Source organism: Pseudomonas fragariae (ex Marin et al. 2024) (assembly GCF_059621105.1).
Genome location: NZ_CM184369.1, coordinates 3025200 through 3038925 on the forward strand (window position 1 = coordinate 3025200; position 13726 = coordinate 3038925).

Genomic DNA, 13726 nt, shown 5'->3' on the forward strand with positions numbered 1-13726 from the left:
CGGGATTGCACTACCCGGGCTCAATGATGTCCATTTGAATCCTTCCGGCATTCACTGGGTTCGGGCGCTGCAGACAAACATATTATCCAGTCGCTGTATAAAGCGGCGTCGGTTCAGGCCGACAATACGTCATGATCTCAACCCTACGCCGAGGGTCATATTCCACCTGCATTTCGAGATAACGTGATGATGAGCCTTCCGACGGAAGACCGCACCCAGCTGTTCAAGGACACGGCTATCCAGTTCTGGAAACACATCACCCCGATCGTTTATGTCGCTCTGGGCATTCACTGTGTGTTGCTGACAGTGTTTCTGGGGCTGGGCATGAAGATCATGTGGATGGCGAACATCGTCAGCACGCTGATTTACGTCAACTGCATCTACCTGATCCGCAGGGGGCGGCATCGACAAGCCGGACAACTGATGTGCCTGGAGATCATCGGCCATGCCGTGCTCGCGACATGGCAACTGGGCTGGGAAAGCAACTTCAGTTTTTACATATTTTGCGTGATTCCGGTCATTGCCTTCACGTTTCAACTCAACGTCATCAGACGCATTGCCTACAGCGTGGCGATTCTGCTGTCGCTGGTGGGCTGCTTCGTTTTTCGCCGATACACGGGGCAGGGAACCGGTCTGAGCCAGAACGTGCTGGATGCGTTCGGTATCGTCAACGTACTCACAGCCACCACTCTGTCGATTTACGCCACTGCACTGTCGGTACGTTTCACCTCGTCGATGCAACTGAGCCTGTTTCATATCGCCAACCGCGACAGCCTGACCAATCTCTACACGCGCAGACGAGTGCTGCATCGCATACGCGAACTGGAAGCCAGGCGGCAGGGGCTGTCGGCTTCGTTGATCCTGCTCGACATCGATCATTTCAAACAGATCAATGATATCCATGGGCATGAAACCGGCGATGTGGTTCTGCAACGGGTGGCCGAGATCATCGGTTCAAGCGTACGCAGCAGCGATATGGCGGCACGCTGGGGCGGCGAGGAATTTCTGGTGCTCATGCCGGACACTACGCCCGAAGATGCGCTGCGCGCGGCCGAACGTATCTGGCGGCGTATCGCCGAAGAGGCCGGGCGGATCAATGAGCGCATCATCGCCGTCAGCGCTACAGTCGCGGTGGCGACCATCGCCACGGGCGAGGCGTTCCAGCTGGCCCTCAATCGTGCCGACACGTCGCTGTACATGGGCAAACAGCAGGGCCGAAACCGGGTAATGATCGCCGGATGAGGTGCTTGCTCACGCCAGGCGCTACCAGCGTGTAGACTTTCGCGCTTTGAACCGGGGAGCACTGTGTCGTGCTTCCTCATCGGCGATGTATCGATCAAGGCATGCTTATGGATTTGCGTCAGCTCGAAGCCTTCGCGGCGGTCATGTCGGCAGGCAGTGTCACGGCGGCAGGGAAAATGCTCGGCCGGTCTCAACCCTCGGTCACCCGGGCCATTCAGGAACTTGAGCAGGAGCTGGGCTTTGCGTTGTTCGAACGCAGCGGGCCTAAGGTCACGCCTACCCACAAGGCGTTCATGATGTATGGCGAGGTGGAGAGTGCGCTGCTGGGTGTGCGCAACATCCGCCAGCGTGCGCAGCACATTGCCCAGGAGGAGAACCACCAGATCAAGCTGGTGGCGATCTCGGCCCTGGCGGCCGGCCTGCTGCCCACAGCCTTGTCGCGGCTGCCCGAGCACCTGCGCCCGCAACAGATTCAGTTGCAGAGCATGTCTCCGGAGAACGTGGTTCAGGCCGTCCTGTCGAAAACCATGGACCTGGGAGCGGTCAGCCTGCCGCTGGAGCATCGTGGTCTGCAAATCCACTGGATCGGCGAGGCGCCTTGTGTGGCGGTATTGCCCGCCGATTCGGCGCTGGCCGCTCATGGGGTGCTGTCGATGGAGCTGCTGCGTCAGCAGACGCTGATCACCATGGCCAACCCTTATCGCTTTCGTCGACGCATCGACAAGGCGTTTCAGGAGGCGGGTGGTCAGCCGCCGCGCATGCTGGACACCAATACGTCGCTGATTGCCATGCAGATGGCCAGGGTCGGGCTGGGCATTGCGCTGGTCGATCCGTTCACGGCCATGGGCGTGCCGGTGCAAGGCGTGGTCGTCAGACCGATCGCCTGCAACATTCCGTTTTTCTTCGGGCTGATTTCAGCCTTCGCCAGCCCGTTGTCGGATGTGACGAGCGCGCTGATCGATGAAATTGCCGACAGCGCAAAAATCCTCTTGCCGGAAATGATCATGCACGAAGCCAGCGCGCACGATGCCCTGTTACAGAGCATTTATGCCGAGTAAGAGGGCAATGCATACAGCCTTCAGGCCCGGGCGTTGGTAGCGCCAGTCGTGGTGCGCAAGACTGAAGATCGGACGCAGCTCGCCCATGAATACCCTGGGTAACGCCTCGTTTTACGGCTCGTAAAGTCCTTTAATATTCTATTTGGGAATATAAATATGCTTTTTTGCGCGTTGCGAGAATAAAAATCGGCTTTTACTATTCTAATTAAGCATTCAAAGGCTTCAAGAATTCATTTATCACACTATTGGAATGATTCTTGAAGTGCTTTGAATCAAGGCTCGGGCTTGTAGCCCGATCATTTTTTCGAGTACCGATCAATGTCCGATGTGAATGCACTCGCTGGCCTGGCTGCTCTGGAAGCTCGCTTGCAGCAGGATCTGGCCTGGCTGGATCTGCCCGCCAGGCCATGGGTCAAACCCAGGATCAGCGCAGGGCAGGCCGTGCTCGACGTGGCGATCATCGGCGGAGGCATGGCCGGCCTTGCCCTGTCCGCAGAGCTGCGCAATCTCGGTGTCGCGGCGGTGATTTTCGATCAGTCACCAGCAGGTTTCGAAGGCCCTTGGGCCACCACGGCGCGAATGGAAACCCTGCGTTCGCCAAAGCAGCTGACCGGACCGGCACTGGGCTTGCCAGCGCTGACGTTTCGCGCCTGGTACGAAGCGCAATTCGGCGCCGATGGCTGGGCGTTGCTGGACAAGATTCCACGTTTGCAATGGGCCGAGTATCTGCGCTGGTATCGCAAGGTGCTGGCCCTGGACGTACGCAATGAGCACCGTATTAGCCGGGTAGCGCCCAGAGCGGACGGTCTGATTGAACTGGACGTTGTCACGCCGGTACAGACGCGGTTTCTGTTGGCCCGCCATGTGGTGCTCGCCACGGGGCGTGACGGTCTGGGCGGCCCTTGGGTGCCCGACTTTGCCCGGCAGTTGCCGGAGCATTTGTGGACGCATTCGGCGTCGGGTTTGCAGGACAGCTGGTTCGCCGGCAAGCGCGTTGCAGTCATCGGCGGTGGTGCCTCTGCGATGGACAGCGCCGCCACGGCGCTGGAGGCCGGCGCAACGCGGGTCGATCTGCTGATCCGGCGCGCCGAGCTGCCGCGCATCAACAAAGGCAAGGGCGTCGGTAATCCCGGCATGGTGCATGGCTACTGGCGCCTGCCGGACATCTGGAAATGGCGCATTCGCCACTACCTCAATACCCAGCAGGTGCCACCGCCGCGCGGCAGTACGCTCAGAGTGTCCGCTTCCGGCAAGGCGCGGTTCATGCTCGACAGCCCGGTGCTTTCCGTCGAACAGAGCGCTGCCGGGGGCGTCTGGCTGAATACGCCGAAGGCGCGTATCGAGGCGGATTTCGTGGTATTTGCCACCGGGTTTCGCACCGACTTCCGCCAGCGTCCGGAGTTTGCGCCATTCTCTGCGCAGATCCGCGTCTGGCAGGATCGCTTCGAAGCCCCGAGCGGCGAAACCGATGCGGAACTGGCTGTGCTGCCGGATCTGGGTAACTGCTTCGAATTTCAGGAAAAGACCCCAGGCGCCTGCCCGGGGCTGAACCACATTCACTGCTTCAGTTATCCGGCCGCGTTGAGCTATGGCGCGGTGTCCGGGGACATTCCTGCCATCAGCGAGGGCTCCAAACGTCTGGCCCATGCGCTGGTCGGGCAGTTGTTCAACGAGGACATCGCCCTGCATTTCGACACCATGCTCGATTACGCCGAGCCAGAGCTGCTGGGCGATGAGTGGGTCGTCAGCCAGCCAGACGCCGCAGAGTTGCGCCAATGATTGGCTGGGCGCTGCGTCGGTTGACTCAGTCGTTGCTGGTCATCCTGTTGATGACGCTGGTGGTGTTCGTCGGCCTCAATGCCATCGGCAACCCGATGGACATTCTGGTCGGTGAAGACCTCAATCAGGCCGAGCGTCTGCAGGCCATTGCGCATTTGGGCCTTGACCAGCCGCTGTGGCAGCAGTACCTGATTTTTCTCAAGGGCGCGATTCACGGCAATCTGGGGCAAAGCTTCGTGTATCACGAGGATGCCATGCGCCTGATTCTGCAGCGTTTGCCCGCAACGTTCGAACTGGCGTTCAGTGCCCTGTTTCTGGCGGTGGTCATCGGTGTGCCGCTGGGCATGTTTGCCGGTATGTACCCCGAGCATCCGCTGTCCCGGTTGATGATGGCCGCCAGCATTGTCGGCTTCTCGCTGCCAGCCTTCTGGGTGGCCTTGATGATGATCATGCTGTTCTCCATCACCCTCGGCTGGCTGCCGGCCAGCGGCCGCGGCGAAACCCGTGAGTGGCTGGGCGTGCAATGGTCATGGCTGACGCTGGACGGTTTGCAGCACCTGCTATTGCCGGCGCTGAACCTGGCGCTGTTCAAGATTTCGCTGGTGCTGCGCCTGACCCGTGCGGGCGTGCGCGAAGTGCTGCCCCAGGAATTCGTCAAGTTCGCCCGGGCCAAGGGCCTGTCACCGATGCGCGTGATGTGCATGCACGTCATGCGCAACACCATGATTCCGGTGGTGACGGTGCTGGCCATGGAACTGGGCTCGACCATCGCCTATGCCGTGGTGACTGAAAGCATCTTTGCCTGGCCGGGTGCCGGCAAGCTGATTCTCGACAGCATCAACATGCTCGACCGCCCGGTGGTGGTCGCTTACCTGATGGTGGTCGTGGTGATTTTCGTGGTGCTCAACCTGATCGTCGACGGCTTGTATTACCTGCTGGACCCACGCGTACGCATCGAGGCATCGCGATGAATGTCATTGAAAAAGCCCCGATCGGCAGGACGCTGCTGCAGGCCCAGTCGCCCTGGCGACGCGTGTTCACCGAGTTCTTCAGCTCGCCCACGGCGGTGACGGGCCTGGTGGTCCTGCTGATCATTGTGCTGGTTGCAGCCCTGGCGCCGTGGATTGTGGTGCAGAACCCCTACGACCTGATGCAGCTCAACGTCATGGACGCGCGCATGCCGCCTGGCAGCCTCAATGGGGACAGCGGTTACACCTATTGGCTGGGCACTGACGGGCAGGGCCGCGATCTGGTCTCGGCGATTATCTACGGGCTGCGCATCAGCCTGTGGGTCGGCATTGGCTCGGCGTTGATTGCGGCAGTGCTCGGTACGCTGCTCGGGCTGGTATCTGCGTATGTCGGCGGCTGGCTCGATGCCTTGTTGATGCGTCTGGTCGACCTGCTGCTGTCGTTCCCGGTGATTCTCATGGCGCTGATGATCCTTGCCTGGCTGGGCAAGGGTGTCGGCAACGTGATGCTGACCCTGATAGTGCTCGAATGGGCCTATTACGCGCGCACTGCACGCGGTCAGGCGCTGACCGAAAGCCGCCGTGAATACGTCGATGCGGCGCGCGGGCAGGGCGTGGGGCCGCTGCGTATTGTGGTTGGCCACATTCTTCCCAACTGCCTGCCACCGCTGATCGTGATCGGCGCCTTGCAGATTGCCCGCGCCATCACACTGGAAGCGACCCTGTCGTTTCTTGGCCTGGGCGTGCCGGTCACCGAGCCGTCGCTGGGGCTGCTGATTGCCAACGGCTTTCAATACATGCTCAGCAATGAATACTGGATCAGTCTGTTTCCGGGCCTGGCGCTGTTGATCACGATCGTTGCAATCAATCTGGTCGGTGACCGTTTGCGCGATGTCCTGAACCCGAGGTTACAGCGATGAGCGTGCCTGAAATGTCGTCTGTGCCTGACGCAGTCCAACAGCCGACCCTGGAGGTGCGCAACCTGTGCACTTCGTTTCATACCCGCGCCGGGGTGTTGCCAGCGGTGCGCGATGTGTCACTGCGCGTAGAGCCGGGACGCATTCTCGGCCTGGTGGGTGAGTCCGGTTCGGGCAAGTCGGTCACCGGCTTTTCGATCCTCGGCCTGGTCGATGAACCCGGACGCATCAGCGGCGGCCAGGTGCTGTTCAAGGGGCGCGATCTGACCAGGCTGTCTGCCTCACAACTGCGTGGCATTCAGGGCAACCGGGTAGCGATGATCTTTCAGGACCCGATGATGACCCTCAATCCGGTGCTGCGGGTCGACACGCAAATGATCGAAGCCGTACGTGCCCACAGCCCGCTGAGCAGGCGCGAGGCCCGCGAACACGCCAGCCGCACGCTGGCGCTGATGGGCATCGCCAGCCCGGAAGAACGTCTGCGCGCCTATCCGCATCAGTTGTCCGGCGGCATGCGCCAGCGGGTGGCGATCGCCATCGCGCTGCTGCATGCACCGGACCTGATCATCGCCGATGAGCCGACCACGGCGCTGGACGTGACCATTCAGGCGCAGATTCTCAGTGAAGTGCAGAAGCTGGTGCGCGAGCAGGGCACTTCGCTGATCTGGATCACCCATGATCTTTCCGTGATCGCCGGGCTGGCTGACGATGTGGCGGTGATGTACGCCGGGCGCATCGTCGAGCAGGGTCCGGTCGCCGATGTACTGGATCGTCCGCAGCACCCCTACACACAAGGGCTGATCGACAGCTTGCCAAGTCGCAACCAGCGCGGCCAGCGCCTGCGGCAGATCCCGGGCATGGCGCCCGACCTGCTGTCGATGCCGGTCGGTTGTGCTTTCGCAGCGCGCTGCCCCAGAGCCTCGCAGGTCTGTGCGCAGGAGCCGCAACCCCACCAGGCGCGACCGGGCCAGACGGTTCGCTGTTTTCACCCAGGAGCGGCCGATGCCCAGTGATCAGATTCCCCTCATCGAGCTGCATCAGGTCAGCAAGACCTTCGGCAAACCCGTGGATGAGCGCTCCCTGCAGGGGCTCCTGCAACGGCTGCACCTTACGCGCCCGAAACCGCTGACCCATGCCGTGGATCGTGTCGATCTGCGCATTGCGCGCGGTGAAGTGGTCGGGCTGGTGGGCGAGTCGGGTTGTGGCAAATCGACCCTGGGGCGCATGGTTGCCGGGCTGCTGCCGGTATCCTCGGGCACCACATCGGTAGACGGCAAACCGCTGGAGAGCCTGACCCCGCAGGAGCGCAAGGCGCTGCGCCTGAAAGTGCAGATGATTTTTCAGGACCCTTCGTCAAGCCTCAACCCGCGTCTGCGTGTCGACCGGATCGTCGGCGAAGGTGCGCTGTTGCACGGCCTGACCGACCGCAAGGGCGCAGATGATTACGTCAGTGCGCAATTACAGCGTGCCGGGCTCAGCCCGCAATTGCGCCAGCGCTATCCGCATCAGTTCAGCGGTGGCCAGCGCCAGCGCATCGGGATTGCCCGGGCGCTGGCGGTGCAGCCGGAACTGCTGGTGTGCGACGAGTCGGTGGCGGCGCTGGACGTGTCGATTCAGGCGCAGATCCTCAATCTGTTCATGGATCTGCGCGACGAGCTGGGCCTGACCTATCTGTTTATCAGCCATGACCTGGGCGTCGTCGAGCACCTCTGCGACCGGGTCATCGTGATGTACCTGGGTCGTGTGGTCGAGACGGCATCGGTCGATGACTTGTTCGCGCGGGCCAATCACCCGTACACCCAGGCTTTGCTGGCGCAGATCCCGCGCTTCGATATTCGCAGTACCCGTTATGACGCGATCCAAGGGGAAATCCCCAGCCCGCTTGACCCGCCTGCCGGGTGTCATTTCCACCCTCGCTGCCCGCACGCCATGGCGCGCTGTCGCGAGGAAGTTCCAGCGCTGCGGGAGGTTTCGCCGAATCACCAGAGCGCCTGTCACCTGAATGACCAACGCTGAACGGGCACCTCAAGCCCGTTACCCTCTGCCATTGCGTACAAGGAACCACCCATGAAACCACTCGTTCGTTCATTGCTGGCGTCGGCCCTCTTGCTGGCCGCCGGCGGTGCCACGGCACAGGACTTGCGCATCGGTTACGCCGACCCGGTCTCGTCCCTCGACCCACAGCTGAACAATTATGCAGGCGACCGCTCGGTAGCGCTGCATGCCTTCGAATCGCTGGTCAGCCGCCGTGACGACAAGACCCTGCCAGGTCTGGCCAAGAGCTGGAAGGTGGTGGATGACACCACCTGGGAGTTCGCCCTGCGTGATGACGTCAAATGGCAGGATGGCACGCCGCTGACCGCTGATGACCTGGTCTTCTCCTTCGAGCGCGCGCGAAACGTGCCCGGCAGCGTGGCCTCGTATGCAGGTGCCATGCGTACCGTTGAATCGATCAAGGCCAGGGACGATCACACGCTGATCATCAAGACCCGTTCGCCCAATGCCAATCTGCTGCCGGACATCGATTCGATCTATATCGTCAGTCGCCATGCCGGTGCGGCAGCCAGCAGCGCCGATTACAACTCGGGCAAGGCGATGATCGGCACAGGGCCTTACAGGTTTGTCTCGTTCGTGCCGGGCGATCGCACGATATTCGCTCGCAACGACAATTACTGGGGTGGAAAACCGACCTGGGACAAGGTTGATTTCCGTTTCATCGCCAACGCCGCCAACCGTACCGCGGCCTTGCTGGCAGGCGATGTCGACGTGATCGACAAGGTATCGCCTACCGATGTGGCGCGCCTGCGCAAAACGCCGAACGTCAATGTCTTCGCCTATCAGGGGCTGCGTGCGCTGATCATTCAGCCGAGTTTCCGTGCCGGTCCGAACGAATTCATTCGCGACAACGCGGGCAAGCCGTTGGCCGAAAACCCGCTGCTGGATGTACGCGTGCGCAAGGCGCTGTCCCTGGCGATCAATCGTCCGGCCATCAACGAGCGCATCATGCAAGGCACCGTCACCGAAGCCAATCAATGGATGCCGGCCAACACGTTCGGTTACAACCCGCAGATCAAGAACATCCCTTATGACCTCAAGCAGGCCAAGGACCTGCTGGCGCAGGCAGGTTTCCCCGAAGGCTTCCAACTGACTGTGCATGTGCCGGGCGACCGTTATCCGCAGGCACCGGAGGTCATGCAGGCGGTGGCGCAGTTCTGGACGCGGATTGGCGTCAAGGTTCAGCTGGAGGTATTGCCGTGGGCGGTGTACGCGGGCAAGGCGAACAAGAATGAACTGGCGATCAGCGTGATTGCCTGGGGCAATGGCACCGGCGAAGCGGCCTATGCCCTGACCAATATTCTGACCACGGTCGACAGCAGCAAAGGGCAGGGCGCTTCGAACTGGGGCCATTACAGCAATCCGCTGGTGGACAAGGCCCTGGCTGATTCGACCGCTGAATTCGACGAGGCCAGGCGGCGCAAGATTCTCCAGGACTCGGTGCAGATTGTCAGCGATGACGTCGGCATCATCCCGCTGTTCCATTACCAGAACATCTGGGCAGCGCGCAAAGGCCTCAAGGTCGAGCCACTGGTCAGCGACCGCACTGCAGCGACCATGGTCACCGAGCAGCCTTGATTTTCTTCCATGACCGCGCCGCTTTTGCCAGCGCTGCGCGAATGCAACCACAGCCTCGCAGGACCTTTCATGACATCGACTGAACATTCAACGACACCGGACGTGCTCGACAGCCTGCTGGGTATCGCGCCGGGCAGCCCGCTGCACGCGGTTCGGCATGCGCGGGACAAGGTGGCCCTGGCAACCCAGGGCAGCCAGGACTTGTTTTTCGACCCGGCACTGGCGCACAACCTGTCACTGAGCGAACGCCTCTGGGTGGCCTACTACGCAACGCTGCTGAGCGGGCAGCCGACCCTGAGCGGGTATTACCTGTCGCAGCTGCAGACGGCCGGCGCCGAGGCAAACGTGCTGGCCGATGTGGACGCCAGCCGAATCGATCTGCTGGAGGATCAGCGTCTGGCGGCGATCCTGCGCTTTACGCGAACCTTGATCGAGTCTCCGGTACACGGCGATCAAAGCGCATTGCAGGCGCTGCAACAGCAGGGCCTGAGCACCGCTGAAATCGTGGTACTGGCGCAACTGATCGCCTTTCTGTCCTACCAGGTGCGTCTGGCCGCAGGGCTGGGTGCTTTAAAGTCTGCCGGAGCAGCCTGATGAGCGAACTCATAGAAATTGAAGGTTTCACCAATCAGGTGCTGGGCTGGAAGGCCTGGTTGCCCACCGTTGACCTCGACAGCGCGAGCGCCGAGCAGGTCGCTGTGCTTGAAGAAAGCCATCCGCAGGCCAAGACCTCGGATTACTACCTGACGCTGGCCCATCATCCGGACATTCTTCGCCAGCGCTCTCAGGCGTTCAACGCGATCATGTACGCCCCCGGCGGCCTGTCGCGCGCCGAACGAGAGCTGGCAAGTACCGTGGTGTCGCGTATCAACCGCTGCGTGTATTGCGCGTCGGTGCATGCGCAACGCTTCGAACAACTGGCCAAGCGCAATGACGTCATCGCCCAGGTGTTTGCCGACCCCGCGACGGCAGGCACCACGGCGCGTGAAAAAGCGATTGTGCAGTTCGCCATCGACCTGACGCTTGAACCGGCTTCGCTCAACGCCGGGCATATCCAGACGCTGTACGAACAGGGGCTGGACGAGACACAGGTACTGGACCTGATTCACGCCATCTCGATATTTGCCTGGGCCAACCGGCTCATGCTCAACCTGGGGGAGCCGGTGTTTCCCGAGGTGTGAGGGTGGCAGTGGCCAGGGCCGGTGATTGAGGTGCAATCTGGCCCGGTCGTTGCAGGTTCACTGCATGAGTGAACACGCGACCCGGACACGATTGAGGTAATGGAATGCTGATAGCACACATTTCGGACACACATGTACGGCCCAGAGGGCAACTCTATCAAGGCGTGGTGGACTCCAATGCCATGCTGGCCGCCGCCGTCGACACGATAAACGCCCTCGACCCAGCACCCGATCTGATTTTGTTCAGCGGTGATCTGGTGGACGAGGGGCGGCCCCAAGAGTACGCGATGGCTCGGGAGTTGCTGCAACCGCTACGGCAAAAACTGCTGATGATACCGGGCAACCATGATCATCGGCAGAACCTGCGCGACGCCTTTGCCGAGCACGATTACTTCATCAATGATCAGGATTGCAGTTTCGTTTACTCGGGTTCTGCGCCGGTGCGCATTATCGGTCTGGATATCAGCGTCCCCGAGCAGCATCACGGCGATATGACCGACACGGCGACCCGGTGGCTGGACAGCACACTGGCGCTGGAGCCGGACAAGCCGACGCTGATCATGATGCACCAGCCGCCGTTTTCAAGCGGCATTCCCTACATCGATGCATATCGCTGTGAAAGGGGCGAGCGACTGGCGGAGGTCGTCAGCAGATACCCGGCCATCGAGCGCATCGTCTGCGGGCATATTCATCGCTTCATGCAGCTGCGCTTCGGCGGCACGCTGATGTGTACGGCACCGAGCACGACGACGGCCATCGCCTTGCGACTGCACCCCGAGGCTGCCGACGCCTCCTATGTCGAACCGCCTGCATTGCTGCTGCACCACTGGAAAGCCGACACGGGCCTGATCACCCATTGGGTGCCGATAGGCCGCTTCGAAGGACCTTTTGACTTCGCCTGAACGGGGATGACCCTGACAGCGCAGGCTGTCAGGTCGCCTGCTCCTTGGCCAGATTGACCAGGATGATGCCCGCGATGATCAGGCTGATACCGCCAATGGCCATCAAAGTGGGCACCTGTTGGTAGCGAAACGCTGCAATGACGGTGATCAGGGTGATGCCCAGGCCTGACCACATGGACGTGATCAGTGACATGGGCAAGTCTCTTTGTGCATACCCCAGACACACGATGCCAAGGCCATAGCCTGCTATCGAGGCAATGACCGGAACCCAGCGGGTGAAGCCGTTGCTTTCTTTGAGTGCAATAGTCGCTACTGTTTCAGCGACGATACCTGCAAGCAGGAACAAATAAGCTTTTATGAGCATGACGGCAGATCGCTTTTCAGGCATTCAGGAAGGGAGAGAGATGATGCGGTCGGCGTAAAATCCGTTGAACGGCGTACGCAAGGACACCGAGTAAGCGCCGGTCGATTGGAACTCCAGCCAGTCACCCTCCCTGATATCGCTGGCGAGCGTGTAGGGGAAGGCCAGGCGATCCATGCTGTCGCAGGTGGGGCCGAAGATATTGAAGATGGTTTCCGCCGAGCCGCTGTAAGGGGCAGCGTCTCGCCACACGCGTGCGGGAAATTGCAGCCATTGCTGGGCGGAGAGCAGACCGCCAAAAATACCGGCGCCGCAAAAAACACTGTGTTCGCGTCTCGACAGCACCCGTGCAAACAGCGACATGCCGCCGTAGACCAGGCCACGACCCGCTTCGCAGATCAGGTTCAGATCCTTCAATGTCGGGCTGGTCTGAATGTGCTCGCAGACCCTGCCAACCAGGTCCGGCGTATTACCCATGGAGTTCAGGTAATTGCCCGGAAACCCGCCACCGATATCCAGGTGCCTGACATGCTGGGCGGTGTCGCGCACGATGGCGTCCGCGTCATCGAGGGCTGCCAGCCACGGGCCGTCTTCAATGGCTTGTGAACCGACATGGAAGGACAGCCCGAGTGACCAGTCAGTGCTAGCCGCCACTTGATGCACCAGTTGCGTCGCCAACGCCGGACTTGCCCCGAATTTGCCTCTGAGATCATAAACCGCCGTCGACTCGGAGGGCGCGTAGCGCACGAACATGCTGATCGTGCTGTCACGCTCGGGCAGTACGTCCCGCAACTTCGAGAGTTCCTCCTCACTGTCGAGCACAAATGAACGTACGCCATGTCGATAGTAGGCCTCGTGCAGGCAGTGGCGGGATTTCACTGGATTCATCAGGTATTGAACTGCGTTGGGCAGCGTGTTGTGCACCGTCTGCACCTCGGCAAGCGACGCCACGTCAAAATGATTGATACCGCCCTGGCTCAAGGCTTCAAGCACGTGCACGAGTGGATTGGCCTTCATTGCATACAGCACGGTACCTGGAAAACCGCCGCTGAATTGCTGCGCATTCTGGGTGATCCAGCGCGGGTCAACGGTATAGAAGGTGTCGTTGGTGTCATCGGCTAATTGTGCAAAAAGTGTGTCCACGTTGAACGCCTCTGGTTTCGAAGTGTGGGCAAGTTTCGAGCAAGCTTCGTGCCACGGCTTTATCGAGTGGCTGAACAACTTAACGAGAACACTTTAATAAACATGTATACAAGACGGCCCACCAAAACAGGGCGATTTTAAAGTGTTCGAATCGGCGTGGTGCAGTTAAGTGCAGGCGCTGAAATAATAAACACAGGTAGCACTTTGCTATTTCCAAAAGTGGCTTATAAATAATTTGATACATATATTAAAGTAGTCATATTCAATGCCTGATCGTAAAAAATCCAATGAATCTAAAGGTTTGGCGTTCGACAGATAACACTCAGGATCCGCGTTGGCGGTTATCTGACGCCTTGCCAGTAGACGATGATCAATAACGGTGGCACGCCACTTGCTGTGTACTCCATCGTGAAGTAATGGTGCTTGTTCCATTGCGTCAGCGCTCGCGTTAACGACGACAACGTAATTCATGGTCATGGATCAGGCAGGGGGCTGCTCGGCACGCCGAATAGCAGCCCCAATGAAGTCACCGTTATCGAGTG

13 protein-coding genes are annotated in these 13726 nt (G+C 60.3%); 11 read left to right on the top strand and 2 right to left on the bottom strand.

The genetic code is table 11. From position 1 onward, the window contains the following. The first annotated feature begins 186 nt into the window (after positions 1–186). From AC54XV_RS13435 to AC54XV_RS13485, 11 genes are all read left to right on the top strand, one after another. Positions 187–1242, top strand: coding sequence for a GGDEF domain-containing protein (locus AC54XV_RS13435; protein WP_024638749.1), 1056 nt, complete (start codon positions 187–189; stop codon positions 1240–1242). 107 nt (positions 1243–1349) lie between these two features. Continuing rightward, entirely contained in the window at positions 1350–2300 is a 951-nt protein-coding gene (locus AC54XV_RS13440; RefSeq protein ID WP_032656052.1) for a LysR family transcriptional regulator, read from the top strand. A gap of 318 nt (positions 2301–2618) precedes the next feature. Then, positions 2619–4079 carry an NAD(P)-binding domain-containing protein gene (locus tag AC54XV_RS13445; RefSeq protein WP_032656050.1) on the top strand — a complete coding sequence of 487 codons (1461 nt, stop codon included), beginning with the start codon at positions 2619–2621 and terminating at the stop codon, positions 4077–4079. Next, on the top strand, positions 4076–5050 hold the full coding sequence (locus AC54XV_RS13450) for an ABC transporter permease (RefSeq protein ID WP_011267757.1): 975 nt from the start codon (positions 4076–4078) through the stop codon (positions 5048–5050). The genes AC54XV_RS13445 and AC54XV_RS13450 overlap by 4 nt, the downstream gene beginning before the upstream one ends. Then, positions 5047–5967 carry an ABC transporter permease gene (locus AC54XV_RS13455; RefSeq protein WP_032656047.1) on the top strand — a complete coding sequence of 307 codons (921 nt, stop codon included), beginning with the start codon at positions 5047–5049 and terminating at the stop codon, positions 5965–5967. The genes AC54XV_RS13450 and AC54XV_RS13455 overlap by 4 nt, the downstream gene beginning before the upstream one ends. Next, on the top strand, positions 5964–6977 hold the full coding sequence (locus tag AC54XV_RS13460; protein WP_011267759.1) for an ABC transporter ATP-binding protein: 1014 nt from the start codon (positions 5964–5966) through the stop codon (positions 6975–6977). The genes AC54XV_RS13455 and AC54XV_RS13460 overlap by 4 nt, the downstream gene beginning before the upstream one ends. Then, complete coding sequence (locus tag AC54XV_RS13465) at positions 6967–7980, top strand: ABC transporter ATP-binding protein (protein ID WP_011267760.1); 1014 nt, start codon at positions 6967–6969, stop codon at positions 7978–7980. The genes AC54XV_RS13460 and AC54XV_RS13465 overlap by 11 nt, the downstream gene beginning before the upstream one ends. Before the next feature lie 51 nt (positions 7981–8031). Next, positions 8032–9597, top strand: a complete 1566-nt coding sequence (locus AC54XV_RS13470; RefSeq protein ID WP_058398611.1) for an ABC transporter substrate-binding protein — start codon at positions 8032–8034, stop codon at positions 9595–9597. A gap of 69 nt (positions 9598–9666) precedes the next feature. Continuing rightward, positions 9667–10191 (top strand): CMD domain-containing protein, encoded by a 525-nt coding sequence (locus AC54XV_RS13475; RefSeq protein WP_032656113.1) that lies wholly within the window; start codon positions 9667–9669, stop codon positions 10189–10191. Next, positions 10191–10778, top strand: coding sequence for a peroxidase-related enzyme (locus AC54XV_RS13480; protein WP_011267763.1), 588 nt, complete (start codon positions 10191–10193; stop codon positions 10776–10778). The genes AC54XV_RS13475 and AC54XV_RS13480 overlap by 1 nt, the downstream gene beginning before the upstream one ends. A gap of 104 nt (positions 10779–10882) precedes the next feature. Next, on the top strand, positions 10883–11680 hold the full coding sequence (locus tag AC54XV_RS13485; RefSeq protein ID WP_054092198.1) for a phosphodiesterase: 798 nt from the start codon (positions 10883–10885) through the stop codon (positions 11678–11680). Between the two features lie 28 nt (positions 11681–11708). Here AC54XV_RS13485 and AC54XV_RS13490 read toward each other — a convergent pair whose 3' ends face one another. Further along, the gene (locus AC54XV_RS13490) at positions 11709–12044 is read right to left on the bottom strand and encodes a DMT family transporter (RefSeq protein WP_003402657.1); all 336 of its coding nucleotides are present in this window, start codon (positions 12042–12044) and stop codon (positions 11709–11711) included. A 24-nt stretch (positions 12045–12068) separates the two neighbouring features. Further along, positions 12069–13184 carry a type III PLP-dependent enzyme domain-containing protein gene (locus tag AC54XV_RS13495; protein WP_058398612.1) on the bottom strand — a complete coding sequence of 372 codons (1116 nt, stop codon included), beginning with the start codon at positions 13182–13184 and terminating at the stop codon, positions 12069–12071. Positions 13185–13726 lie beyond the last annotated feature (542 nt).